The sequence below is a fragment of the Streptomyces sp. NPDC093071 genome (assembly GCF_044754545.1).
Taxonomy (GTDB): Bacteria; Actinomycetota; Actinomycetes; order Streptomycetales; family Streptomycetaceae; genus Streptomyces.
The window spans coordinates 1,125,225-1,150,441 of sequence record NZ_JBIVPH010000002.1 but is presented as its reverse complement, the minus strand read 5'-3'; the positions used below and the strand labels follow the sequence as shown (position 1 = coordinate 1,150,441).

General features: G+C 72.7%; 25 protein-coding genes. 11 read left to right on the top strand and 14 right to left on the bottom strand.

Features of this window, described 5'->3' with window-relative positions; translation table 11 throughout:
- Positions 1-9 precede the first annotated feature (9 nt).
- The 6 genes from ACIQD7_RS10660 to ACIQD7_RS10635 all read left to right on the top strand — a co-directional run bounded on the left by ACIQD7_RS10660 (position 10) and on the right by ACIQD7_RS10635 (position 5,989).
- On the top strand, positions 10-363 hold the full coding sequence (locus ACIQD7_RS10660) for an urease subunit beta (protein ID WP_402441280.1): 354 nt from the start codon (positions 10-12) through the stop codon (positions 361-363).
- Complete coding sequence (locus ACIQD7_RS10655; protein ID WP_402441279.1) at positions 356-2,077, top strand: urease subunit alpha; 1,722 nt, start codon at positions 356-358, stop codon at positions 2,075-2,077. Before ACIQD7_RS10660 ends, ACIQD7_RS10655 begins: the two co-directional genes overlap by 8 nt.
- Positions 2,077-2,742, top strand: a complete 666-nt coding sequence (locus ACIQD7_RS10650; protein ID WP_390755961.1) for an urease accessory protein UreF — start codon at positions 2,077-2,079, stop codon at positions 2,740-2,742. The genes ACIQD7_RS10655 and ACIQD7_RS10650 overlap by 1 nt, the downstream gene beginning before the upstream one ends.
- A 70-nt stretch (positions 2,743-2,812) precedes the next feature.
- Positions 2,813-3,490, top strand: a complete 678-nt coding sequence (ureG, locus tag ACIQD7_RS10645) for an urease accessory protein UreG (RefSeq protein ID WP_402441278.1) — start codon at positions 2,813-2,815, stop codon at positions 3,488-3,490.
- Positions 3,487-4,230: an urease accessory protein UreD gene (locus ACIQD7_RS10640; RefSeq protein WP_402441396.1), complete on the top strand. Its 744-nt coding sequence runs from the start codon at positions 3,487-3,489 to the stop codon at positions 4,228-4,230. The genes ureG and ACIQD7_RS10640 overlap by 4 nt, the downstream gene beginning before the upstream one ends.
- A 178-nt stretch (positions 4,231-4,408) precedes the next feature.
- A complete protein-coding gene (locus ACIQD7_RS10635) occupies positions 4,409-5,989 on the top strand; it encodes an alpha/beta hydrolase (RefSeq protein WP_402441277.1) in 1,581 nt (526 codons plus the stop codon).
- Positions 5,990-6,037: 48 nt separating this feature from the next.
- On the opposite strand, the gene ACIQD7_RS10630 is transcribed toward ACIQD7_RS10635, so the two are convergent.
- Both ACIQD7_RS10630 and ACIQD7_RS10625 read right to left on the bottom strand, forming a co-directional pair.
- Positions 6,038-7,081: an NAD-dependent epimerase/dehydratase family protein gene (locus ACIQD7_RS10630; RefSeq protein WP_402441276.1), complete on the bottom strand. Its 1,044-nt coding sequence runs from the start codon at positions 7,079-7,081 to the stop codon at positions 6,038-6,040.
- 64 nt (positions 7,082-7,145) lie between these two features.
- On the bottom strand, positions 7,146-7,886 hold the full coding sequence (locus tag ACIQD7_RS10625; protein ID WP_383406120.1) for a lysophospholipid acyltransferase family protein: 741 nt from the start codon (positions 7,884-7,886) through the stop codon (positions 7,146-7,148).
- 146 nt (positions 7,887-8,032) lie between these two features.
- Between ACIQD7_RS10625 and ACIQD7_RS10620 the strand changes: the two genes are divergently transcribed.
- A complete protein-coding gene (locus ACIQD7_RS10620; protein WP_402441395.1) occupies positions 8,033-9,016 on the top strand; it encodes a DUF3048 domain-containing protein in 984 nt (327 codons plus the stop codon).
- Between the two features lie 15 nt (positions 9,017-9,031).
- Here ACIQD7_RS10620 and ACIQD7_RS10615 read toward each other — a convergent pair whose 3' ends face one another.
- From ACIQD7_RS10615 to ACIQD7_RS10595, 5 genes are all read right to left on the bottom strand, one after another.
- Entirely contained in the window at positions 9,032-9,274 is a 243-nt protein-coding gene (locus ACIQD7_RS10615; protein ID WP_121829980.1) for a hypothetical protein, read from the bottom strand.
- Between the two features lie 174 nt (positions 9,275-9,448).
- Positions 9,449-10,399, bottom strand: a complete 951-nt coding sequence (locus ACIQD7_RS10610; protein WP_121829981.1) for a cytochrome c oxidase assembly protein — start codon at positions 10,397-10,399, stop codon at positions 9,449-9,451.
- Between the two features lie 124 nt (positions 10,400-10,523).
- Complete coding sequence (locus ACIQD7_RS10605) at positions 10,524-11,549, bottom strand: ATP-dependent 6-phosphofructokinase (protein ID WP_391054740.1); 1,026 nt, start codon at positions 11,547-11,549, stop codon at positions 10,524-10,526.
- Between the two features lie 158 nt (positions 11,550-11,707).
- On the bottom strand, positions 11,708-12,436 hold the full coding sequence (locus ACIQD7_RS10600) for a type 1 glutamine amidotransferase (protein ID WP_030214258.1): 729 nt from the start codon (positions 12,434-12,436) through the stop codon (positions 11,708-11,710).
- A 19-nt stretch (positions 12,437-12,455) separates the two neighbouring features.
- Positions 12,456-13,703 (bottom strand): MurT ligase domain-containing protein, encoded by a 1,248-nt coding sequence (locus ACIQD7_RS10595; protein ID WP_121829983.1) that lies wholly within the window; start codon positions 13,701-13,703, stop codon positions 12,456-12,458.
- A gap of 126 nt (positions 13,704-13,829) precedes the next feature.
- Between ACIQD7_RS10595 and def the strand changes: the two genes are divergently transcribed.
- On the top strand, positions 13,830-14,390 hold the full coding sequence (gene def / locus ACIQD7_RS10590; RefSeq protein WP_121829984.1) for a peptide deformylase: 561 nt from the start codon (positions 13,830-13,832) through the stop codon (positions 14,388-14,390).
- A 105-nt stretch (positions 14,391-14,495) separates the two neighbouring features.
- On the opposite strand, the gene ACIQD7_RS10585 is transcribed toward def, so the two are convergent.
- Positions 14,496-15,143 carry a TetR family transcriptional regulator gene (locus ACIQD7_RS10585; protein ID WP_121829985.1) on the bottom strand — a complete coding sequence of 216 codons (648 nt, stop codon included), beginning with the start codon at positions 15,141-15,143 and terminating at the stop codon, positions 14,496-14,498.
- A 192-nt stretch (positions 15,144-15,335) separates the two neighbouring features.
- On the opposite strand from ACIQD7_RS10585, the gene ACIQD7_RS10580 reads away from it, so the two are divergent.
- Positions 15,336-16,550, top strand: a complete 1,215-nt coding sequence (locus ACIQD7_RS10580; RefSeq protein ID WP_402441275.1) for an acyl-CoA dehydrogenase family protein — start codon at positions 15,336-15,338, stop codon at positions 16,548-16,550.
- A gap of 58 nt (positions 16,551-16,608) precedes the next feature.
- Here ACIQD7_RS10580 and ACIQD7_RS10575 read toward each other — a convergent pair whose 3' ends face one another.
- From ACIQD7_RS10575 to ACIQD7_RS10550, 6 genes are all read right to left on the bottom strand, one after another.
- Entirely contained in the window at positions 16,609-17,154 is a 546-nt protein-coding gene (locus ACIQD7_RS10575) for a flavoprotein (protein ID WP_121830013.1), read from the bottom strand.
- Positions 17,155-17,205: 51 nt separating this feature from the next.
- Positions 17,206-18,417: a helix-turn-helix domain-containing protein gene (locus ACIQD7_RS10570; protein ID WP_161374714.1), complete on the bottom strand. Its 1,212-nt coding sequence runs from the start codon at positions 18,415-18,417 to the stop codon at positions 17,206-17,208.
- Between the two features lie 216 nt (positions 18,418-18,633).
- On the bottom strand, positions 18,634-19,578 hold the full coding sequence (locus ACIQD7_RS10565) for a hypothetical protein (RefSeq protein ID WP_402441274.1): 945 nt from the start codon (positions 19,576-19,578) through the stop codon (positions 18,634-18,636).
- A 53-nt stretch (positions 19,579-19,631) separates the two neighbouring features.
- Positions 19,632-21,263: a DUF6801 domain-containing protein gene (locus ACIQD7_RS10560; protein WP_402441273.1), complete on the bottom strand. Its 1,632-nt coding sequence runs from the start codon at positions 21,261-21,263 to the stop codon at positions 19,632-19,634.
- 86 nt (positions 21,264-21,349) lie between these two features.
- The gene (locus ACIQD7_RS10555; protein WP_402441272.1) at positions 21,350-21,985 is read right to left on the bottom strand and encodes a hypothetical protein; all 636 of its coding nucleotides are present in this window, start codon (positions 21,983-21,985) and stop codon (positions 21,350-21,352) included.
- A gap of 102 nt (positions 21,986-22,087) precedes the next feature.
- Positions 22,088-22,729, bottom strand: a complete 642-nt coding sequence (locus ACIQD7_RS10550) for a hypothetical protein (protein ID WP_402441271.1) — start codon at positions 22,727-22,729, stop codon at positions 22,088-22,090.
- Between the two features lie 710 nt (positions 22,730-23,439).
- Between ACIQD7_RS10550 and ACIQD7_RS10545 the strand changes: the two genes are divergently transcribed.
- A complete protein-coding gene (locus ACIQD7_RS10545) occupies positions 23,440-24,453 on the top strand; it encodes an ABC transporter ATP-binding protein (RefSeq protein ID WP_402441270.1) in 1,014 nt (337 codons plus the stop codon).
- Positions 24,450-25,214, top strand: a complete 765-nt coding sequence (locus tag ACIQD7_RS10540; RefSeq protein WP_053645526.1) for an ABC transporter permease — start codon at positions 24,450-24,452, stop codon at positions 25,212-25,214. The genes ACIQD7_RS10545 and ACIQD7_RS10540 overlap by 4 nt, the downstream gene beginning before the upstream one ends.
- The last annotated feature ends 3 nt before the right edge of the window (positions 25,215-25,217 follow it).

The following is a 25,217-nucleotide window of genomic DNA, read 5'->3' as shown; positions in this document are numbered from 1 at the left end:
GCGCCGCCGATGATCCCCGGAGAGATCCTGTACGCGGACGACCCCGTCGCCCTCAACGAGGGGCGCCCCGTCACCCGCCTCACCGTGCTCAACGCCGCCGACCGGCCCGTCCAGGTCGGCTCCCACTACCATTTCGCCGAGGTCAACCCCGGCCTGGAGTTCGACCGCGCCGCCGCGCACGGGCGGCGGCTGCACATCGCCGCCGGAACCGCCGTCCGCTTCGAGCCCGGCATCCCGGTCGAGGTCGAGCTGGTCCCGATCGCCGGCCGCCGCGTCGTCCCCGGCCTGCGCGGCGAGACCGCGGGACCGCTCGACGCGGCTCCGGACGGTACGGACGGTACGGACGGAGGCCCCCGTGCCTGAGCTGCGCCGCCCCGTCTACGCCGACCTGTTCGGCCCCACCACCGGCGACCGGATCCGCCTCGCCGACACCGACCTCCTCGTGGAGATCGAGGAGGACCGCTCCGGCGGCCCCGGCCGCGCCGGAGAGGAGGCCGTCTTCGGTGGCGGCAAGGTCGTCCGCGAGTCCATGGGCCAGGCCCGCACCACCCGCGCCGAGGGCGCCCCCGACACCGTGATCACCGGCGCCGTGGTCATCGACCACTGGGGGATCGTCAAGGCCGACATCGGCATCCGCGACGGGCGGATCACCGCCCTCGGCAAGGCCGGCAACCCCGACACCATGGACGGCGTCCACCCCGACCTGGTGATCGGCCCCGAGACCGAGATCGTCGTCGGCAACGGGCGGATCGTCACCGCCGGAGCCGTCGACGCCCACGTCCACTTCATCTCCCCGACCGTCGTCGAACAGGCCCTCGCCACCGGCGTCACCACCCTCGTCGGCGGCGGCACCGGACCCGCCGAGGGCACCAAGGCGACCACGATCACCCCCGGCCCCTGGCACCTGGCCCGGATGTTCGAGGCCCTCGACACCTTCCCGGTCAACATCGGCCTCCTCGGCAAGGGCAACACCACGTCCCGCGAGGCCATGCACTCCCAACTGCGCGGCGGAGCCCTCGGATTCAAGATCCACGAGGACTGGGGCGCCACCCCGGCCGTCATCGACACCTGCCTGGACGTGTGCGAGGAGACCGGCGCCCAGCTCGCCATCCACACCGACACCCTCAACGAGGCGGGCTTCGTCGGCGACACCCTCGCCGCCATCGCCGGCCGCACCGTCCACGCGTACCACACCGAGGGCGCCGGCGGCGGGCACGCCCCGGACATCATCACGGTCGTCTCCGAGCCGTACGTCCTGCCCAGCTCCACCAACCCGACCCGGCCGCACACCGTCAACACCATCGAGGAACACCTCGACATGCTGATGGTCTGCCACCACCTCAACCCGGCCGTCCCCGAGGACCTCGCCTTCGCGGAGTCCCGCATCCGGCCCTCCACCATCGCCGCCGAGGACGTCCTGCACGACCTCGGCGCCATTTCGATCATCTCCTCCGACTCCCAGGCCATGGGCCGGATCGGCGAGGTGATCATGCGGACCTGGCAGACCGCCCACGTCATGAAGAAGCGGCGCGGCGCCCTGCCCGGCGACGGCCGCGCCGACAACCACCGGGCCCGCCGCTACGTCGCCAAGTACACGATCAACCCGGCCGCCGCCCAGGGCATGGACCACCTCATCGGCTCCGTCGAACCCGGCAAGCTCGCGGACCTGGTGCTCTGGGAGCCCGCCTTCTTCGGCGTGAAGCCGCTCGTCGTCCTCAAGGGCGGCCAGATCGCGTACGCGCAGATGGGCGACGCCAACGCCTCCATCCCCACGCCCCAACCGGTCCTGCCCCGCCCGATGTTCGGCGCGCTCGGCAAGGCCGCGGCGGCCGGCTCGGTCAACTTCGTCGCGGAGGCGGCGATCGAGGACGACCTGCCGCGACGGCTCGGCCTGAACAAGGAGTTCACCGCCATCGGGAACACCCGGCGGGTCACCAAGGCCGACATGCGAGAGAACGACGCGCTGCCCCGGGTCGAGGTCGACGCGGACACCTTCACGGTGACCATCGACGGCGAGGCGGTCGAACCGGCCCCCGCCGCCGAACTGCCCATGGCCCAGCGTTACTTCCTCTTCTGATGACGGCGCGATCCGCTCTGCTGGTGCTCGCCGACGGGCGCTTCCCCGCCGGCGGGCACGCCCACTCCGGGGGCGCCGAGGCCGCCGTCAAGGCCGGCCGGATCAAGGACGCCGACGACCTGGAGGCCTTCTGCCGGGGACGCCTGCACACCACGGGCCTCACCTCCGCCGGACTCGCCGCCGGAGCCGCGCACGGGCTCGACCCGCACGCGCTCGACGCGGCGGCCGACGCCCGCACCCCCTCGCCCGCCCTGCGCGCCGCCGCCCGCAGGCTCGGCCGCCAGATGATGCGGGCCGCCCGCGCCGCCTGGCCCGACCCCGGGCTCGACGCGCTCGCGGCCGCCTTCCCGCGCGGCGCCCACCAGCCCGTCGTCCTCGGCGCCGCCGCCCGGGCCGCCGGACTCGGCCCTGAGGACGCGGCGCACTGCGTGGCGTACGAGACGGTCGGCGGTCCCGCGACCGCGGTGGTGCGCCTCCTGGGCCTCGACCCCTACCGGGCCACCGCCGTCCTCGCCCGCCTCGCGCCCGAGATGGACCGGGTGGCCGAGCGGGCGGCGGCCGCGGCCCGGGACGGGGTGGACGCCCTGCCGGCCGCCTCCGCGCCCCTGCTCGACCTCACCGCCGAACAGCACGCGGCCTGGCCGGTCCGCCTCTTCGCGTCCTGACACCTCGGCGAACCCGCCGGCCCCTACCCCTCACCCCCTTTCCGCGACACGACCACCCCGGAGCCGCCCCATGCACCTCGGCCACGCCCACACCCACCACGGCGCCGTCTCCGCCGACGCCCACCGCCCCGACGGCACCCGCCGCGCCCTGCGCGTCGGACTCGGCGGACCGGTCGGCTCCGGCAAGACCGCCACCGTCGCCGCCCTCTGCCGCGCCCTGCGCGACACCCTCTCCCTCGCCGTCGTCACCAACGACATCTACACCCGCGAGGACGCCGAGTTCCTGCTCCGCGAGGCCGTCCTGCCGCCCGAGCGCATCCGGGCCGTGGAGACCGGGGCCTGCCCCCACACCGCCATCCGCGACGATATCTCCGCCAACCTCGAAGCCGTCGAGGAGCTGGAGGACGCCGTCGGCCCGCTCGACCTCATCCTCGTCGAGTCCGGCGGCGACAACCTCACCGCCACCTTCTCCAAGGGCCTCGTGGACGCCCAGGTCTTCGTCATCGACGTCGCCGGCGGCGACGACATCCCGCGCAAGGGCGGCCCCGGCGTCACCACCGCCGACCTCCTCGTCGTCAACAAGACCGACCTCGCCCCGTACGTCGGCTCCGACCTGGAGCGAATGGCCCGCGACGCCAAGGAGCAGCGCGGCGAACTGCCCGTCCTCTTCACCTCCCTGCGCTCGGCGGAGGGCGTCGGCCCCGTCGCCGACTGGGTCCGGGCCCGGCTCGCGGCATGGACCGCGTGAGCCTGCGCGCCACCGCCCGGATCGACGCCGACGCCGACGGCGGGCTGCCGCTCCTGGTGAGCGACGGCCCCCTCGCCCTGCGCCGCACCCGGGCGGCGGGGCCGTACACCCGGGTCACCGTCGTCGGGGCGATGAGCGCCCCGCTCGGCGGCGACCGGCTCGCGATCGAGACCCGGGTACGGGCCGGGGCCCGGCTCCTAGTCGACTCGGCCGCCGCCACCCTCGCCCTGCCCGGCCGGGACGCCGACCCGGCCGCGTACGACGTCCGGATCGACGTCGAGGGCGACGGCCTGCTCCGCTGGCTACCCGAGCAGGTGGTCTCCGTCGAGGGCTCGCACCTGCGGACGCGGACCACCGTCGCACTCGCCCCCGCCGCCCGGCTCGTCCTGCGCGAGGAGCAGGTCCTCGGGCGGCACGGCGAACCCCCCGGCACCCTCGCCACCCGCCTCACCGTCCACCGCGCCGGGCGCCCCCTGCTCGACCAGGAGCTGTCCTTCGGCCCCGGCGCCCCCGGCGGCTGGGACGGCGGCGCGGTCCTCGGCGGCCACCGGGCCACCGGACAACTCCTCGTGGTCGACCCGTCGTTCGCGGAGAAGCCGGTGGAGACCCGGCTGCTCGGGGAGCACGCGGTGATCGCCCCGCTCGCGGGCCCCGCCGCCCTCGTCACCGCCCTCGCCCCGGACGCCCTGGCCCTGCGCCGCCTCCTCGACACCGCCCTGGCCGCGCTCGCCCCGTTCTGAGCCGCACCGCCCGGCCCCGGCGGTTCACCGCTCAGCGGTACACCGCTCTCCGGTTATTGGTTCGGCAAAGAAACAGGCGTTCGCCCTTTCCTCCCGGGTCCCCCTGGCGAAAGGATCCCCTGGACCACCAACACCCGGCGCCACCACGGGAAACGGCGCCCCCACCGGGGGAGAACCCATGAGACGTACGACAGTGCTCGGCTCGGCCGGCACCCTGATAACCGGCGCGCTCGTCGCGGGCGCGCTCGCGGCTCCGACGGCGAACGCCCAGAGCGACCGCCACCACCGCGACGCCGAGTCGATCGGCGTCGCGGTCGCCGCCGCCCGGGCCGCCGCCACGGGCGTCGACTGGAAGGACTGTCCCGCCGACTGGGGCCTGGAGAAGCCCATCCAGTGCGGCTGGGTCACCGTCCCCGTCGACTACGCCAAGCCCCACGGCAAGAAGATCAAGCTCGCCGTGGACCGGATCGACTCCACCGGCACCCCCGCCGAGCACCGGGGCGCCCTGCTCTACAACCCCGGCGGTCCCGGCGCCTCCGGCCTGCGCTTCCCGCGCCGCGTCACCACCAAGAACGCCGTCTGGGCGGGCGCCGCCAAGGCCTACGATTTCGTCGGCTTCGACCCGCGCGGCGTCGGCCACTCGGCCCCCATCTCCTGCGTCGACCCGACCGAGTTCGTCAAGGGCCCCAAGGCCGACCCGGTCCCCGACAGCGAGGCCGACAAGCGCGCCCAGCGCAAGCTCGCCGCCGAGTACGCCGACGGCTGCGCCGAGAAGAGCGGCGCGATGCTGCCCTTCATGACCACGCCCAACAGCGCCCGCGACCTCGACGTCATCCGCGCCGCCCTCGGCGAGAAGAAGCTCAACTTCGTCGGCGTCTCCTACGGCACCTACCTCGGCGCGGTCTACGGGACCCTCTTCCCCACCCACGTCGGCCGCATGGTCCTCGACAGCGTCGTCAACCCGTCCCGGGACAAGATCTGGTACGAGGCCAACCTCGACCAGGACATCGCCTTCGAGGGCCGCCTCAAGGACTGGATGACCTGGGTCGCCCGGCACGACGCCACCTACCACCTCGGCGACAGCTACGCCGAGGTGCGCGGGCAGTGGGACGTCCTGCGCGCCGCCGCCAAGAAGAACCCGCTCGGCGGCAAGGTCGGACCGGCCGAACTCATCGGCTTCTTCCAGAACGCGCCCTACTACGACTCCATGTGGGCCCCGGTCGCGGAGGCCTGGAGCGCGTACGCCGCCGGCGACCCGCAGCCGCTGATCGACTCGGCCGCCGCCGACCCCACCGACACGGCCGGCAACATCTCCTCGGAGAACGGCAACGCCGTCTACACCGCCGTCGAGTGCGCCGACGCCCCCTGGCCGACCAGCTGGAAGAAGTGGGACCGGGACAACACCCGGCTCCACCGGAAGTACCCCTTCATGACCTGGGCCAACGCCTGGATGAACCTGCCCTGCGCCACCTGGTCCGCGCCGAGCCGGCGACCCGTCGAGGTCAAGACCCACCAGGGCCTGCCGCCGGTGCTCATCGTCCAGGCCGAGCGCGACGCCGCCACCCCGTACGAAGGCGCCGTCGAGCTGCACCAGCGCTTCAAGGGCTCGCGCCTGATCACGGAGCGGGACGCCGGCTCGCACGGCGTCACCGGCCTGGTCAACCCGTGCGTCAACACCAAGGTCGAGGCCTACCTGCTGACCGGGAAGCTGGACGCCGGGGACCGGACCTGCGCCCCGCACGCCACCCCGCAGCCGTAACGGCACCGGCGCGGGGGCGGAGGGAGCGTCCCTCCCTCCGCCCCCGCGTCACCCGCGCGCCGCGAGCCAGGCGTCCTCCGCCGCGTAGTCGAACCAGTCCACCCCGTACTTCGCGAGGCCCGGGAACGCCTCCCGCCACTCCCGCCCGCGCACCCGCCCGGCCAGCCACTCCACCGTCTCCGGCAGCGAGTCGGCGTACGACACCACCGGCCGGTACCCCAACTCCCGCTCCGCCGCCGCCATGTCGTAGACGATCGGGTGCGCCGAGGTCCACGGCGTGAGCCCCACCAGACCCCCGGGGCCCTCCGGCGGGCCCTCGATCAGGACCCGCTCGCCCTCCACGCCCAGGACCGCGTCGATCGCGGCCCCGATCTCCGCCACCGTCGGCGCCTGCGGATCGGCGCCGTTGAGCACCCGGCTCCCCGGCTTCGCCGCCGCCAGGCGGACCAGCTCCGCCAGGTTGTCCACGTGCGCCGGATGGAACCGCGACCTCCCGCCGTACGCGAGGACGCGCACCGGCCGCCCGTCGAGCGCCCGCTTCACGAACCACAGCTCGCGCGGCCCCGGGCAGTACGGCCCGTGGATCGCGCCCGCCCGCAGCAGCGTCGTCGGCAGCGCGCCGCCCGCCGCGAGCAACTCCCGCTCCAGGGCGATCTTCCGCGTCCCGTACGTGGTGTCGCCCGGCGCGACCGTCCGCCACTCCTCGGACAGCGGCACCGGATAGGCGGGGAAGCCGTCCGGCTCGTCCTGGGTGTCGAAGCTCCGCCCCCGGTCGTCCTCGTAGACGGCGCCGCTCGACACCACCACCGCCGAACCGATCCGGTCCGCGAGCCCGGTCAACTGCCGGGCGTGGGAACGGTCGTACGCGACGACGTCCACGAGCACGTCGCAGCCGTCGCCGATCCCGGCCGCGAGCGCCCCCTCCTCGTTCCGGTCGAGCCGCACCGACCGGACCTCCTCCGGCCACCTGTCGTCCCTCCCGCCGCCCCGCGAGGCGGCCGTCACCTCCCAGCCGTCCGCGGCGAGGGCCCGCACGGCCGCCCGCCCCACCTGTCCCGACGCACCGACGACGAACGCGTGTCCCTTGGTCATGGACGGGACGCTACGGCCGCCCGGGGCGCGGGCCCAGGGGATTGCGCCGTGCGCGGATCCGCCCTCAGCGTTCCCCGCCGGGGAACTTCCGCGGCTCCCCGTCCGGAGGGCTCCCGGGCTTCCCGCCCTCCGCCTCGGCGGCCTTCACCACCGCCGCGTACGCGTCCACGTACTCCTGCCCCGACAGGCGCAGGATCTCGTACATGATCTCGTCCGTGACCGCGCGGACCACCGCCTTCTCGCCCTCCTGCCCGGCGAACCGGGAGAAGTCCAGCGGCTCCCCGAAGCGGATGGTGACCCGGCGGATCCGGGGCACGACCCGCCCCGGCGGCTGGATCTCGAAGGTCCCCACCATCGCGCAGGGCACCACCGGCGCCCCGGCCCGCAGCGCCATCACCGCCACGCCCACCTTGCCCTTGTAGAGCCGCCCGTCGTGCGAGCGGGTCCCCTCGGGATAGATGCCCAGCAGTTCGCCCCGGCCCAGGACGCCGAGCCCCTCCCGGATCGCCGCCTGCCCGGCCTCCTTGCCCGAGCGGTCCACCGGGATCTGCCCGGCGGCCCGGAAGAAGGCGGCCGTGAGCCGGCCCTTGAGCCCCGGCCCCGTGAAGTACTCCTGTTTCGCCAGGAAGGTGATCCGTCGCTCCAGGACGGCCGGCATCAGGAAGTGGTCCGAGAAGGAGAGGTGGTTGCCCGCCACGATCGCGGCCCCCTCCGCCGGGACGTGCTCCAGTCCCTCGATGCGCGGCCGGAACAGCAGCCTGAGCAGCGGTCCGAGGAGCACGTACTTCATCAGTTGGTAGAACACTCGCGACCCCGTTCGCCGGTCCGTCGGTCCGTCCGTCATGTCTTCGTCTTCCCGCCACGCCCGTTGTATCCGCGCACGGGCCCGTGGTCCACTGGTGGGAGAGCGTCATCCCGACCGACGGGCACCCCATGACCAACGGGCACGGCATGACCGACGGACACGGCACGAGACGACCCGGCCGGATCCTCACCGCGTTCCTCTGCACGCTGACGGCGGCCGGACTGTACGGCTGCTCCGGCACGGCCGCGCCGGACCCGGCCCCCACCACGACGGCCCCGGCCGGCCGCTCGCCCTTCACGGGCCTCCCCGCCGAACCGGGACCCGTCCTCGGCGTCAAGATCGACAACGCGGCGGCGGCCCGCCCCCACACCGGGCTCGGCGCGGCCGACCTCGTCTACGTCGAACAGGTCGAGGGCGGCACCACCCGGCTCCTGGCCGTCTACTCCTCCCGCCTCCCCGAGCGCGTCGGACCCGTCCGCAGCGCCCGCGAGTCCGACATCTCCCTGCTCGCCGCCTTCGGCCGGCCGGCCCTCGCCTACTCCGGGGCGCAGACCGCCCTGAACCCGCTGCTCGCGGCCGCACCGCTGTACCCGGTCACCGAGAGCACCGCGCCCGGGGCCTTCCTGCGCTCCCCGGACCGGGCCGCCCCGCACAATCTCTACCTGCGGCCCGCCCGCGCCCTCGCTGCCGCGCCGGACGCCGGGGACGCCCGGGACATCGGCTTCCGCTTCGGGGCCGCCCCGCCGGACGGCACCCCGACCACCACCTCGACCGTCCGCTATCCGGCGGCCCGCTACACCTTCACCTGGTCCGCCGCCGACCGCGCCTGGCGGGTCGCCACGGACGGCCGCGAGGCCCGGTCCACCGACACCGGACCGCTCACCCCGGAGACGGTCGTCGTCCAGCGCGTCACCGTCCGCCCCTCCGACTTCCGCGACGTGACCGGCGCGGTCTCCCCGTACACCGAGACCGTCGGCGAGGGCACCGCGCTCGTGCTGCGCGACGGACGTGCCCACGAGGCCCGCTGGTCCCGGCCCTCCGCCGCGTCCGGCACGGCCTTCACCACCCCGGACGGGGCGCCCCTGGCCTTCGCCCCGGGGCAGGTCTGGATCGTCCTCGCGCCCCGCTGAGGAGGCGTACGGGGGTCAGATCCCCGTGGGACCCATCGGGCCCGTGGGGCCGCCGGGCCCGGGGCGCTCCGGCGGGCGCCGGCGCGGACCCGCGGGGGCCGTCGCGCTCTCCGACGCGGCCACCCCGATCGTCACCACGATCAGCACCATCAGACCGAACCAGAGCCAGCCGCTGCTGCCGAGCGCCACCGTGTACGCCGTGGTCAGCACCAGCGCGGCGCAGGTGAGCACCGTCATCGTCTTCGTGGGACCGGACATCAGTCCGCCCTCCTCCCGACCGAGGCCGCGGAAGCCGTCCCGACCATCGTCACCCGGGGGAGGGGGCGCGCGCTACTCCCCGGACGCTCCGGCGTGCGCCGGAAAACGCCTTCCGCACGCGGAACGGGTCCGGCGCCGCACCCGGCACCGGACCCGTCCGCGACCTTCCGGAGGTCAGTTCCCCCGCGCCCGGAGCGAGGCCAGGTACGCGTTGTACGCCTCCAGCTCCTTGTCGCCGTCCCGGTCGGCCGCCCGGTCCTTGCGGACCGCCTGCCGCTGCTCGGAGTGGTACCACTGGTAGACGAGGGCGATCAGGACGAGCACGGACGGGATCTCGCTGAACGCCCAGGCGATGCCGCCCGCCGCGTTCTGGTCGGCGAGCACGTCGATCCCCAGCGAGGCCGGCGGGTTCGCGTACGCCTCGACCATCGGCTCCGACGCCATCATCAGCGCGATGCCGAAGAAGGCGTGGAACGGCATACCGGCGAACAGCTCCAGCATCCGCATCACGTACCCCGGCCGGTGCGGGCCCGGGTCCACGCCCATGATCGGCCAGAAGAACACCACGCCGACCATCAGGAAGTGGATCATCATCCCGATGTGACCGGGCTTCGACCCCATCAGGAAGTCGAAGAGCGGCGTGAAGTACAGCGCGTAGAGGCTCGCGATGAACATCGGGATCGTGAAGCCGGGGTGCGTGATCACCTTCACGTACCGGCTGTGCAGCAGCTTCAGGAGCAGCTCGCGCGGCCCGGTCGAGCCCCGGCCCGCCACCGGCAGCGCCCGCAGCGCGAGCGTCACCGGCGCGCCGAGCAGCAGCAGGATCGGCGACAGCATGGAGATCACCATGTGCTGCACCATGTGCACGCTGAACATGACCATGCCGTAGTCGTTCAGCTTGGTGCACATCACGAGGGCGACGGTGAGGACGCCGACCGCGAAGAACACCGTCCGGCTCACCGGCCACGCGTCCCCGCGCCGCCGCAGCCGCGCCACGCCCCACCCGTACAGGCCGAGCGCCGCGAGGCAGCCGACCAGGAAGAAGAGGTCGGGAGAGAACTCCAGGCCCCGCCCCAGCGTGAACGGCGGCAGATCCGTGGTCATGCCGTGCCCGCTGTGATCCATCCGTACACTCCCGGAGCCCGATTCGCGCTTGTTGTCCGCACCAGACTAGAACCGCCCCCGGCCGCGATCGCGACCGGGGGCGGGTGTCACGTACGGGAAGGCGTACGGTCACGCACGGGAGCCGTCAGAGCACGCACTCCGCCTCGGCGTAGCGGTCGGCCGGAACCGTCTTGAGGGTCTCCACGGCCTGTGACAGCGGGACCATCACGATGTCCGTGCCGCGCAGCGCCGTCAGCATCCCGAACTCGCCGCGGTGCGCCGCCTCCACCGCGTGCCAGCCGAAGCGGGTCGCGAGGACGCGGTCGTACGCGGTCGGGGTGCCGCCGCGCTGGACGTGGCCGAGGATGACCGGGCGGGCCTCCTTGCCGAGGCGGCGCTCCAGCTCGACGGAGAGCTGGTTGGCGACGCCGGTGAAGCGCTCGTGGCCGTAGATGTCGGTGCCGGCGGTCTTGAACTCCATCGAGCCCTCGCGCGGCTTCGCGCCCTCCGCGACCACCACGATCGCGAAGCGCTTGCCGTCCGCGAAGCGGGCGCCGACCCGGGCGGTCAGCTCGTCCATGTCGAAGGGGCGCTCGGGGACGACGACCGCGTGCGCGCCGGCCGCCATGCCGGAGTGCAGCGCTATCCAGCCGGTGTGGCGGCCCATGACCTCGACGACCAGGACCCGCTGGTGGGACTCGGCGGTGGTCTTCAGCCGGTCGAGGGCCTCGGTCGCCACGGTGACGGCCGTGTCGAAGCCGAAGGTGACGTCGGTGGAGGCGATGTCGTTGTCGATGGTCTTCGGGACGCCGACGATCGGGAGGCCCGCCTCGGACAGCAGGTTCGCCGCCTTCAGGGTGCCCTCGCCGCCGATCGGGATGATGGCGTCGAGGCCGAGGTCCGCGACGTGGCCCCGGGCGCGCTCGACACCGTCGACCAGGTGCGCGGGCTGGACCCGCGAGGAGCCGAGGATGGTGCCGCCGCGGGCGAGGATGCCGCCCACGGCGTCCAGGTCCAGCTTGCGGTAGTCGCACTCCAGGAGGCCCTTCCACCCGTCGTGGAAGCCGATGACCTCGTCGCCGTGGTCCACCACGGCGCGGTGCACGACGGACCGGATGACAGCGTTCAGACCGGGGCAGTCTCCGCCGGAGGTGAGCACGCCAATGCGCATAGCCCAAAAACCTTTGCAACGTGGGCCGACTCCCGGACCACGTCGTCCGGCTGGATCCCCGCCACCCTATCGCCGCCGGGTGGCGGGGCCGAACCGGATGTCCGCACCGTGGACAACGCACGTGCGTGCGAGCGGCGCGGACGGGCCGTGCGGGCCGGTCAGGCGGGCTGCGTGGCCGCCGCGATGCGCTCGGCGCGCAGCGCCTCGTACCAGCGGTCGTCGGTCGGCGGCAGGGCGTTCACGTCGAGGGCCAGCTTCAGGAGCAGGTCCGCGATCTGCGGGTTGCGGGCCATGACGGGGCCGTGCATGTACGTGCCGAAGACGGTGTCGTTGTACGCGCCCTCGGTGCCGTCGCCGGTGCCGTTGCCCTTGCCGAGGACGGTCCGGGCGAACGGCCGGGCCGTCGGGCCGAGGTGGGTGATGCCCTGGTGGTTCTCGAACCCGGTCAGCTGGGGCAGGCCCAGGCGCGGGTCGATGTCCGCGAGGACGTCGCCGACGCACCGCTCGCCCTCGCCGCGGGTCGAGATCACGTCGATGAGCCCGAGGCCGCCCTCGCGCTCGCCGAGGTCGTTGATGAACTCGTGGCCCAGGATCTGGTAGCCGGCGCAGACCGAGAAGATGATCGCGCCGTTGGAGGCGGCCCGGCTCAGGCCGCCGTCCCGCCGCAGCCGCTCGGCCGCGAGCCGCTGCGGACGGTCCTCGCCGCCGCCGATCAGGTAGATGTCGCCCGAGGTCGGCACCGGCTGGTCGCTGCGGACGTCGACGCGCTCGACGCTGAGACCGCGCTGCAGGGCGCGGCGCTCGACGACGAGGACGTTGCCCTGGTCGCCGTAGGTGCTGAGCAGGTCCGGGTAGACCCAGACCAGGCGCAGGCTGCTGTCACTCATGCTGCATGTCCTCTACGGGTCAGTTGCCGACGCGGCGGCGGACGTCCTGGAAGGCGGTGTAGTTGGCGATGAGCTCGATCTGCCCGGGCGGGGCCATCGCGACGGCCTCGTCGAGGGTCTCGCAGACGCGGAAGTCCACGCCCGCGACCTCCAGGCGGACCGCCAGGTCGAGCCGCCGGTCGCCGATCACCATGATCGGGTGGCCGGCGAGCCGGCCGTAGTCGACGTCCCACAGCCAGGAGGTGTCCGTGCCGTCGGCGCCGCGCGCGTTGACGGAGAGGATCACCGGGGCCGGCGGGCCGTCGATGAGGGAGAAGGTCTCCAGCCAGCCGGCCGGGTTCTTCGCCAGGAGCAGACGCAGGTCGCGGCCCTGGAAGGAGACCACGTCGTAGCGGCCGGCGACGGCCTGCACCTGGTACATGCGCTCCAGGGCCACCTGCGGCGGCACCCCGAAGACGGCGGCGACGGCGGCCGAGGTGGTGGCGTTCGCCTTGTTGGCGCGGCCGGGCAGCTGGAGGCGGATCGGCCAGGCCGAGCCGTGCGGGTCGAGCACGTGGTCGCCGCTGAGCGCCCAGCTCGGCGCGGGGCGCCGGAAGCCGCACTCGCCGCAGAACCAGTCGTCGCCGGGGCGCTGCATCACACCGCCGCAGGCGGGGCAGGACCAGGCGTCGTCCTTCCACTCCTGGCCCGCGGCGACCCACACCACGTTGGGGGAGGAGGAGGCGGCCCACACGATCAGCGGGTCGTCGGCGTTGGCGATGACCACGGCCTTGGTGCCGTTGAGGCCCTCGCGCCACTTCTCGGCGAGCATCCGGGTCTCGGCGGCGCGGTCGAGCTGGTCGCGGGAGAGGTTGAGCAGCGCGATCGCCTTGGGCGTGGTGTCCCGGGCGACGCCCGCGAGGTACTTCTCGTCGACCTCGATCACGCCGTACTTGGAGTCCGAGCCGCCGGCGAGCGCCGAGGTGATGCCTGCGGGCATGTTCGCGCCGAGCGCGTTCGACACGACGGGGCCGGCGGCGCGCAGGGCCTCCGCGATCAGCCGGGTGGTGGTCGTCTTGCCGTTGGTCGCCGACACCAGGACGACGTCCAGATGCTGGGCGAGGCGCCCGAGGAGGTCGGGGTCGAGCTTCAGCGCCACCCGGCCGCCGATCACCGACCCGCTTCCGCGACCCGCCGCCCGCGACACCGCGGCCGCGGCCTTGCCCGCCGTCACGGCCAGCTTGGCGCGCGGCGACAGCGGCTCTGGATTACCGGGGTGTCCTGACATCGTTCTTGTTCCTCCTCGCGTCGGTCCGGGCTCAGCCTATCGAGATCCGGCCAGGAGCCCGAACAGCGGCACCGCCGAGCGATCGTACGAAACAGGCAGGTCACGGCGGACCGTACCCTTACCGACATGCGAAACCGCCCCATCCCCGGCAGTTCCGGGCTGGTCCGAGCGATGACCCTGCTCGGCGACCCCGTGCTGCACGCGCCCTGCGCGCCCGTCACCGACTTCGGGCCCCAACTGGCCCGGCTGGTCGAGGACATGTTCGCCACGATGTACGCGGCGAACGGGGTGGGCCTGGCGGCGAACCAGGTGGGCGTCGGCCTGCGGGTCTTCGTGTACGACTGCCCCGACGACGAGGAGGTCCGCCACCTGGGGCACGTGGTGAACCCGCGCCTGGTGGAGGCGGACGGCGACGTGGTCAGGGGACCGGAAGGGTGTCTCTCCCTGCCGGGCCTGGAGGCCCCGACGCCCCGCTTCGACCGCGCGGTGGTGGAGGGCGTGGACCTGGACGGGGCTCCGGTACGGGTCGAGGGCACGGGTTTCTTCGCCCGCTGCCTCCAGCACGAGGCCGACCACCTGGAGGGCGGGGTCTACGCGGACCACGTCACGGGGTGGCGGAGGTCACGTCTGCTGCGGGCGGTCCGCAGGCAGCCGTGGGGCGGCGGGGTGTCGGTGCTGGAGGGCTGAGGGGGCTTCCGCGGCTCCTCCCTTCCGGATGGCTCTTCCGGGCGGAGGCCTTCCCGGCGGGCCCGCCGGACGGGGCCTTCCGGGCGGGGACCTTCCGGGCGGGTCCTAGAACCCCGGTCCGTCCGCGCGGTCGTCGGCCTCGGCCAGCCGGCCCCAGAGGAGGTCCGCCAGGCTGCGGACCAGCTCGGCGCGGGAGCAGGGGCGCTCGCCGAGCCACCAGTCGCCGGCCGCGTGCATCATGCCGACGATGCCGTGGCCCCAGATCCGGGCCTGGGCCTCGGCGGCGGGGCCCAGGTCGACGCGTTCGGCGATGACCTGGCCGAGCTCCTCGCCCATCCGGCGGAGGAGCGGGGCCGAGTGGCGGCCGACGTCGAAGCCCTGCTCGTTCTGGTGGGGCTCCTCGGCGGGGTGCATGAGGAAGCGGTAGACCTGCGGCATGGCCTCGATCGAGGCGAGGTAGGTGTCGAGCGTGGACTCGACCCGGCGGCGCCGGTCGGAGGGGGCGTCGAGCGCGGCCCGCAGGGCGTCGAGGAGCGCGTCGGTGTGCCGGGTGGCGAGCGCGCGGTACAGACCGCCCTTGTCGCCGAAGTGGCGGTAGAGGATCGGCTTGGTGATGCCGGCCTCGGCCGCGATCGCGTTCATGGACGCCTTGGGCCCGTCCCGGAGCACCACCCGGTCCGCCGCCTCCAGCAGTTCGCGCCGCCGCTGCTCGGCGGGCGTCTGCTGGTCGGTGGTCCGGTGCGCGATGTCCATGTGCCTGTCTCCCCGGCCGTACGGTCGTCGGTCCCGCGGTTGCGCGGTGCTGTGTTTGTCGGGCCGTCGCAACGTAACACCCGGCCCGGTCCGGATGCCGGTCGGGCCGAACCGCTTCCGCGCAGGTTGACAGCCCCTACCCGGCGGTAACAGACTGCTGTTACCGCAAGTAACATACTGCTGGGAGGGAAAATGGGCGAGTTCACGTTCGAACTCAACGAGGACCAGAAGCAGGTGCGCGACTGGCTCCACGGCTTCGCGGCCGACGTCATGCGCCCCGCGGCCGCCGAGTGGGACGAGCGTGAGGAGACCCCCTGGCCGATCATCCAGGAGGCGGCCAAGCTCGGAATCTACTCCCTCGACTTCTACGCCCAGCAGTTCTTCGACCCGACCGGCCTCGGCATCCCCATGACCATGGAGGAGCTCTTCTGGGGCGACGCGGGCATCGCCCTCTCCATCGTCGGCACCGGCCTCGCCGCCGTCGGCGTCCTCGCCAACGGCACCGAGGAGCAGATCGGCACCTGGGTCCCGCAGATGTACGGCGACGCGAACGACGTCAAGGTCGCCGCCTTCTGCTCCTCCGAGCCCGACGCCGGCTCGGACGTCGCCTCCATGCGCACCCGGGCCGTCTACGACGAGGCCAAGGACGAGTGGGTCCTCAACGGCACCAAGACCTGGGCGACCAACGGCGGCATCGCCAACGTCCACGTCGTCGTCGCCGTCGTCGACCCGGAGCTCGGCTCCAAGGGCCACGCCTCCTTCATCGTGCCGCCGAACACCCCCGGCCTCTCCCAGGGCCAGAAGTTCCAGAAGCACGGCATCCGCGCCTCCCACACCGCCGAGGTCGTCCTGGAGGACGTCCGGATCCCCGGCCACTGCCTCCTCGGCGGCAAGGAGAAGCTCGACGAGCGCCTCGCCCGCGCCCGGGAGAAGGCCAAGGCGGGCGGCGAGCGCGTCAAGAACGCCGCCATGGCCACCTTCGAGGCCTCCCGCCCCGCCGTCGGCGCCATGGCCGTCGGCACCGCCCGCGCCGCGTACGAGGTGGCCCTCGACTACGCGAAGACCCGCGTGCAGTTCGGCCGCCCGATCATCGAGAACCAGGGCGTCGCCTTCCAGCTCGCCGACATGGCCACCCGGATCGACGCGGCCCGCCTCCTGGTCTGGCGCGCCTCCTGGATGGCGACGGCCGGCAAGCCCTTCACCTCGGCCGAGGGCTCCATGTCCAAGCTGTACGCCAGCGAGGTCGCCAAGGAGGTCACCGCCCAGGCCATCCAGATCCTCGGCGGCAACGGCTACACCCGCGAGTACCCGGTGGAGCGGATGCACCGCGACGCCGCCATCTACACCATCTTCGAGGGCACCAGCGAGATCCAGCGCCTGGTCATCAGCCGGACGATCGCCAAGTAAGTCAGGTGTCCGCAGCGCGCGTTCGCCCCGCACCCCCTCCGGGTGCGGGGCGTCCGCGTCAGAACGGCCGGAGCGCGTCCGCGACGGCGTCCAGGGCGGTCCGCCACGGGTAGGCCGCCGGGTCCTCCCCGCCCGGCTCGTGCGGTACGAACCCTCCCTCGCCGTACAGCACCCGCACCCCGGCGCCGCGGAGGACGTCGAGCGACCGGTCGAACCGGGGGTGCGCGGCGTACGCGGAGTTCACGCACGGCATCACCGCCAGGGGTGTCCGCTTCCCCATGCCCTCGGTCGCCACCCCGACGAGCCACGTGTCCGTGAGGCCCAGCGCCCACCGGTTGACCGTGTCGAAGGTGGCCGGCGCGACGACGATCGCGTCCGGCTCCGGCCACACGTCCGGCTGGCCCGGGAACGGGTGGTCCCAGCGCACGGGGTGCCCGGTGAGGGCGGCGAGCCCGTCGAGGGAGCCGGCGAGCCAGCGGGCGGCCGTCGGCGTGAGGCCGAGGCACACGTCCCAGCCGTCGGCCTGCGCCTCCTCGACGACCCGGGCGACGTCGAAGACGGGTGGGGCGGCACTGCTGAACAGGTACAGGGTCCGAGCGTTCATGACCTCCATCCGATCATATGAAGGTCATGAGGAAACGCTTCCGGTTCGGACTCAGCCCTTCCGCTTCCTGTCGTGCAGGTGCAGCGAGCGCAGGACCGCCTCCAGGGCGAAGCGGCGGTCGGGGTCGAGGAGCCGGTCGCCGAAGTGGTTGTCCAGGTTCCGGAGCCGGTAGCGGACCGTCTGGGCGTGCACCCCCAGCATTTCGCCGACCTGCTCGGCCGGGGCCCGGGTGGAGACGTGGACGCGCAGGGTCTCGATCAGCCGGTCGCGCCGGCTCCCGGACAGGCCGTCGAGCGGGGCCAGTTCGCGCGCGGCCAGGTGGTGCACGAGCGCCGGGTCGGAGAGCAACCACAACGTTGTCAGGTGGTCCTCGCAGTGCACGAGGGGGGCGTCCGCCACCAGGCCGTCGTCGATGAGCTGGAGGACGCGCCGCGCCCAGCGGACGGAGTGCGCGGCCTGCGCCGGGGGCACGGTCAGGCCGACCACGGCGGGGGTGCCGGCCAGGGCGGATTCGAGCATCGCGAGGCGCTCGGCGGTGAGCGGGCCGGGGATGAGCACGTGCGGCTGGGGGAGGCTGAGGTCGGCGAGGACGTCCCGGTCGAGACCGGCCTGGACGAGCTCGGCGACCGGGGCCCGTAAGGCGATCATCGTGCACTCGGCGGGCAGTTCCCAGGAGGCCTCCCGACACAGCTCGGCGATGGTCGTCCGGGGCAGCGGCGGCCCGGCGAGGACGAGGTGGAGGAGCTGTCTGCGCAGCGCCGCCGTGTCGGACACGGCGCGCCCCTGGACCATGACGTACCCCTCGCGGGAGAGCGCCTCCAGCTCCTCGACGTAGGCGAAGAGGGCGTCCGCGAAGGCCAGGATGAGGGTGGGGGAGAGGTTGTACGTGCGCCCGATGCTCTTGGCCCGGCGCAGCGCGATGCGGGCGCCGAGGCGGTAGGCGCCCTGGAGGGTGTCGAGGTCGCGACCCTCGTAGGCCTCCACCCGGCCGAACTTGCGCAGCAGTTCGTCGCGGAGGGCCGAGTTCGTGCCGGGGTCGGCGACCCGGTCCACGAAGGCCGCCAGGGCCTGCTCCACGCCCTGGCGGATCGCGTCCGAGTGGGGCCCGTTGAAGAGGTGGGCGTACACGGGATAGGTCCGCTGGACCTCCACGCCGATCTCCTTGATGAGCCCGGGGATCTCCGGCCTCATCAGATCGGCGAACTCCCGGGGGAGCGGGTCGAGGGGTTCGCCGACGCTCGGCGGCTGTGCGATAGCGGGCATGAACCGATCCCTTGCTCTTCTGCGCGACCGGTGGGGGAACGGCGGTGCGGCGCCCTGCCCGGAGAACGGGGCGCCGCCACGGCCGTCAGGTGCGTACCTGCGGGGACTGCTGAAGCTAGGACAACTGCTCGGTGGTGTACACAACTTGCGCAGGAGTTGGCGTCCCCGCGAGGGCGTGTGCCGCCGACTAGGCCGGTAATCGCCCTTGGGTGGCCGTTACTTGACGGCCGAGTGCCAGCTCTGGGAGAAGACCTTCCCGGCGTCGGGGGCGACGACGCCTGGCGCGTACAGGCCGGTCAGATAGGTCTGGGTGTTGTTGAGGACGAGGCTGTTCTTCCCGGCGGGGGAGGGCAGGCCCGTCTTGAGGTTGACCGCGCCGTCGATCAGGCCGAGCAGCCCGAGGCCGCAGCCGCTGGCACCGGGGACGGCGAAGGTGTTGTCGCCCTGGGTGGAGCCGAGGAGGTTGATGCGGCTGATGTCGCCCTCCTCGTTCGGGGTGCCGTCGTTGCCGAAGCGGTCGAGGCCGAACTCGGGCGCGGTGAAGTTGCGCGGGCGCAGGAGGATCGGCTTCTCCTTCGTCCCGATGTAGCAGTTGCCGCCCAGGAACGGGTTCTCCAGGCGGATCCGGACCGGGAGGGTGACGATCGGCTGGTCGGTGAGGACGCCCGCGATCTGGTCGAAGTCCGAGGGGCTGCCGGCCGACTCCATGGTGGCGGTGATCTTGTTGAGCTTCCCGTCGGACAGCTGCTTGCAGATGCTGGTGATGAACGGGATGTCGCTCGGACACATCAGGCCGAGCAGGCCGCCGGGGACGGTGGCGGAGTCGGCGATGAGCGCGCCGGCGGGCGGGGCGACGACCGTGCTGGTGCCGTCGGCGTTCTGGACGACTCCCATCTGAAGGTTGGTCTTCCCGGTGTTCACCGTCGTCTTGCCCAGCTTGATGGAGCCGCTGAGCGAGAAGGAGACGATGCACTGCGGCGACCTGTCGAGGCCGTCGGTCGAGAGCATCGCCGGGGCGTCGACGGGGCAGCGGGTGGACGGCCCCCAGCCGCCGTTCAGTTCGGGGGCGGCGGCGGTCGCCGTGCCCATGGAGCCGAAGGCGCCGAGGGCGGTGAGGGCGGAGACGGTGGCCAGCTTCGTGCGGCGGGAGACGAGGGGCATGGCGGAGGCCTTTCCGGGCGAGAGGGGACGAGAGGGGCGGAACGTGCGGGGGATCAGCGTTCGGGCCTGGGCACCTGGCGGGGCTGGAGGTCCTCGGTGCAGTTCTCCATGGTGGGTTCCTCGACGCCGACGTTGCAGGTCTGGCCCTGGATCTGCTTCACGTGGTTGCCGGGGCCGGAGATGGACGCGGTGAGGAGCCGGTCGAGGGACTCGCCCTTGGTGCCGCAGCCCTTGAAGGCGGGGATGGTCACCTCCCCGGTCAGCGGGCCGCCGCTGGAGAGCAGGTAGCCGACGGCGTCGGTGCCGTTGATGAGCCGGCCCTTGCCCAGGAGCACCAGATGGTCTCCGGGGTACTTGGCGGGGTCGGGCTCGTGCGAGGTGAGCGGCTTCTCCGTACGGCAGGAGGGGCCGACGTCCAGCGGGGTGCCGTTCACCTCGACGCCGAGGACGCGCAGGACCAGGGGGACCCGGACGTAGGTCTCGGAGATGTTGTCGGGGAAGACCAGGAGGACGTCCGAGTCGACGGTCATGGGCCCCGTCTGTTCCAGGACCAGGGTCGCCGTGGTGGGGGCGAAGCCGAACGTCAGGAAGGTGGCCTTGAAGGGTGGGGTCTCCTTGCGTCCCTGGTAGGAGAGGAAGCCCTCCGACGGGGTGAGCAGGTGCATACTTCCGTCCGGCCGGACCACGAACTCCGCCTGGCCCTGCTCGATCAGGACGCAGGACACCGGGATGATGTTGGCGCCGTTCAGCTTCCGGACGTTGGAGTATCCGGTGATGTACGCGGACAGCGACATGGGGGTCGGCTTCTCGGTCACGCAGGGCGGCGCGGCCGGCCGGGCTCCCGGGGCGCCGGGAGCGTCCGCGTCGGCCGCCCTCGGCCCCCGGTCCTCCCGCTGGTCGGTCCGCGGGCCCGTAGGAGTCCCGCTCGTCCCGTTCGGGGCGTCCGGCCTCGCCGGGGACGTCCGGTCCGGCGGGAGGGACGGCAGGGGGAGGCCGGGCGAGGGGGCGGGCGACGAGGGGCCGGTCGGTGACGTGGGAGGAGGGCTCGGTTCCGTGCCGGGGGCGCCGGTGGCGACCGGGATCGTGACGAGCGGCGTGCCGCCCTCCGCGTCCGGGTCGGGGGCGCAGGCGAGGGAGAGGGACGGGGGCGTGGTGGCCGCGCCGTCGGCCGTGCTCGGGGCGAGGTCGAGGGCGAGGTTCCCGGCGGTGAGGACCAGATCGCCGGCGGTGTCCGTCGTCAGGGAGGGGACGTCGCCGGTCGTGGTGAGCGCGAGGGGCCCTTCGGCCGGTACGCCGACGGGTTGTGCCGTACCGCTCCAGGTCGCTTCCGCGCGCCGTTCGTTCTGGACCATGCCGACCGTGAGCCGTGACTCCGCCCGTACGGTGACTGCCCCGAGGGCGGTGAGGTCGGCCACGGCCGCCGCGGGCAGTTCCACCGTCGTGGTGACGTCGGCGGGGCGTATCTCCTCGCCGGTGGCGGCCCGTTCGGGGAAGGCCGCCGTGATCCGCACCGTCACGGGCTGCCGTCCCGAGGGCAGGACGCAGACGTAGGGCAGCGCGGTGTCGACCTTCAGCGTCTCCGCCGCGGCGACCGCGGCCGGAAGCAGGGGTGCGAGTGCCACGAACGCGGCGAGCGCCGCGCCGCGCGCGCGGAAGGATCGGGGGAAGGGCCGGAGGCCTCTCATCTGGTGCTCCGCTCGGATCGGTCGTGTGCCGGCGGGACGGGGACCGGCGAAGGGGGCGGACGGCCCGCGAAGGCGGGGGGCGTGCCTTACGGCTGGGATCCGACGATCGTCGGGACGACGGTGGTGCCCGTCTTCTTGACGAGGTAGTCGGCCTTGAGGAGCAGACCGGCGCCGACGGGGAAGGCCGAACCGCCGTTGAGCGACTCGACGATGGGGAGCTCGCCGGCGAAGCTGTCGACGGAGAGCTTGCCCGTCGCGTTGGTGTAGGTGGCGGAGGCCTTGCCCCGCACGCGGAAGACCGTGGCGCCGACGGTCAGTTTCATGTCGACGTCGCCGAGGTGCCCCTTGGTGACGCCGGTCGCGGCCGTGTGGTCCTGCGCCACGAAGGTCCAGGGAGTGGCCGGGACCAGGGTGATGTTGCCCAGCACGCTGCTGCAGGGGGCTCCGGCGGCGGCGAAGGAGAGGGAACCGACGGTGCCGACGGTCGCCGGGTTGCCGGTGGCGCTCCGCAACGCGGCCGTGGCGGTCGACTTCGTACACGTCCAGGCGATGCCGTTGACGCTCATGACGATGTTCGCGCCGTTCGACAGGGAGACGCCGACCGGCGAGGGGCCGACCGTCCAGACGGTCGAGGGCGCCGCCGAGGCCGGGGCCGCCGTGAGGACGAGCGCGGACGTGACCGCTCCCGCGGTGACGGCGAGCTTTCCGGTCGGTTTCTTCATGGTGGGGAGCGTCTCCTCGGAAGTGGCCTGCGTCGGGGGCACGGACAGGCCCGCGTCCGCCCGGCCGGGATCGCCGGCCGGGCGGACGCGGGAGGTCGCGCCTTACGGGTTGGAGCCGACGATCGTCGGGATGACGGTGGTGCCCGTCTTCTTGACGAGGTAGTCGCCCTTGAAGGTCGGCTTGGCGCCGACCGGGACGGCGCTGCCGCAGCCGGTCGACGAGACGACGGTCAGCTCGCCGGCGAGGCTGTTGACGGAGAGCTTGCCCGTCGAGTTGGTGTACGTGCCGGACGCCTTGCCCGTGACGCGGAAGACGCAGGCGCCGACGGTCACCTTGGCGTCGACGTTGCCCACGTAGCCCTTGGTGACGCCGGTCCCGGCGGTGTAGTCCTGCGCCACGATGGTCCAGGGAGTGGTCGCGACGGTGGACACGGTGCCCAGGACGCTGGTGCAGGGCGCGCCGCTGGCGCCGAAGGCGATGGCGCTGATGGAGGCGACGGTCGCCGGGTTGCCCGTGGCGTTGAACATCGAGGCCGTGGCGGTCGACTTCGTACACGTCATGGCGATGCCGTTGACGCTCAGGACGATGTTCCCGCTGTTGGTCGCGGAGGCGGCGACCGGGGACGGCGCCGGGCTGACGGTCCAGACCGTCGAGGGCACCGCCATGGCCGGGGACACCGCGAGGGCGAACGCGGCCGTGGCGGCTCCGGCGACGACGGCGATCTTTCTGATGGGCTTCTTCATGGCTCTGGGACTCTCCTTGGGGATTGACCGGCAGAGGGGTGGCCGCGGTGGAGGGGGACGAGCGGCCGGCGGCACGGGATTCCCGGGCTGCGAAACCTGACGTTACTTGCGGGAAACTTAGCTGAACAATGGCGCAGTCCATGATTCTTTCAAGTTGCCTTATTGCCTGTCAGGCGGGTGAGCGGTAGCGGGAACCGCCTTGGTTCCGGGGTGCGCAATGTCGACAATTATGATCGATCGCCCAAGGGTCGTTAACCAGCCGCATCGCAGCGGTCCGGACAGCCTCGAAGAGGCCCGTATTCACTCGTGCCGCTGACAAGTCGGACGGCGGAACTGTTTCCCCGATGACAAATATCCGGCCGTTCTTCTCCGTCTTCCGAAAACTCGGAACCCAGTATTGCCCCGGGAGGTTACTCGGCCGTAACGTTCCCCCGGCGACGCTCAGTCGCAGGTCGGCGCGTACCCACGGGCCGGTTCCGGCGCCGCGTCGGAGTGGAACTCCGGCGACGGGGAGCCGCTCGCAGGGCCTTGAGGAGAAGCGATGCCCGCTGTATCTCGGCGGAGACAAAGACCGGTCCCGGCTTTGTCTCCGCGGTGACAAGAACGGCAATGGATCAAGGATCTCGGCGACGCGCCTATTGTCCCGGTGATCCGCACCGACTTAACGTGCGCCCGCGGCGCACACCCGACTCACGCCTGCTGGAGGTGGTATGGGAATCGAAGTGGTCGTTGAGGGTCTGACCATGTCCTTCGGCAAGCAGAACATCTGGCAGGACGTGACGCTGACATTGCCGGCCGGAGAGGTGAGCGTGATGCTCGGCCCTTCCGGTACCGGTAAGACCGTCTTCCTGAAATCGCTCATCGGACTGCTGAAACCCCAGCGGGGCCGCGTCCTCATCAACGGGGTCGACATGGTCAGCAGCCCCGAACGCGACATCTACGAGACCCGCAAGCTCTTCGGCCTCATGTTCCAGGACGGGGCCCTCTTCGGCTCCATGACGCTGTTCGACAACATCGCCTTCCCGCTGCGCGAGCACACCCGCAAGCGGGAGTCGGAGATCCGGCGCATCGTCATGGAGCGGATCGAACTCGTCGGCCTCCTCGGCGCGGAGGGGAAACTGCCGGGCGAGATCAGCGGCGGCATGCGCAAGCGCGCCGGCCTCGCCCGCGCCCTCGTCCTCGACCCGCAGATCGTGCTGTGCGACGAACCCGACTCCGGGCTCGACCCCGTCCGCACCGCGTACCTCTCCCAGCTGCTCATCGACCTCAACGCGCGGATCGACGCGACGATGCTGATCGTCACCCACAACCTCGACATCGCCGCCACCGTCCCCGACAACATGGGGATGTTCTTCCGGCGCGAGCTCGTCACCTTCGGACCCCGCGAAGTCCTCCTCACCAGCGACGAACCGGTCGTCACCCAGTTCCTCGCCGGCCGCCGCGAAGGCCCCATCGGCATGTCCGAGGAGAAGGACGCCGCCACCCTCGCCGCCGAGGCGGACGGCGCCGGAGGCGTACGGACGGACGCGCCCCGCGTCATCGTCCCCCAGCTCGAACCCTCGCCCGGCCTGCCGTCCCGCGCGGCGGTCGCGCGCCGCAGGGAACGGGTCCTCGGAATGCTCGACCGGCTGCCGCCCGCCGCCCGCGCCGCCATCCAGGACACCTACGCGCGGAACGCCGGGGCACCCACCCTGCGGATGCCGGCCGCCGGGGGCGGCTCGTGATCACCGGCGCGCTGCGGCAGACCGGCCGCCTCTTCGCCCTCGCCGCCGAGGTGACCCGGGCCGTCTTCCGGCGCCCCTTCCAGTTCCGCGAGTTCATCGAGCAGTTCTGGTTCGTCGCGAGCGTCACCATCCTGCCGGCCGCGCTCGTCTCGATCCCGTTCGGCGCCGTGATCGCCCTCCAGGTCGGCTCGCTCACCCAGCAGCTCGGCGCCCAGTCCTTCACCGGCGGCGCCAGCGTCCTCGCCGTCATCCAGCAGGCCAGCCCGCTCATCGTCGCCCTCCTGATCGCCGGCGCCGGCGGCTCCGCCATCTGCGCCGACCTCGGCTCCCGCAAGATCCGGGAGGAGCTCGACGCCATGGAGGTCATGGGCGTCTCGCCCGTCCAGCGCCTGGTCGTCCCGCGCGTCCTCGCCACCATGGCGGTCGCCGTGCTCCTCAACGGCATGGTCTCCGTCGTCGGCACCCTGGGCGGCTACTTCTTCAACATCGTCCTCCAGGGCGGCACCCCCGGCGCCTACCTCTCCAGCTTCTCCGCCCTCGCCCAGCTGCCCGACCTCTACATCAGCGAACTCAAGGCCCTGATCTTCGGGTTCATCGCGGGCATCGTCGCCGCCTACCGGGGCCTCAACCCCCGGGGCGGCCCCAAGGGCGTCGGCGACGCCGTCAACCAGTCCGTCGTCATCACCTTCCTCCTGCTGTTCTTCGTGAACATGGTGCTGACGGGCATCTATCTGCAGATCGTCCCGCCGAAGGGAGGCTGAGGC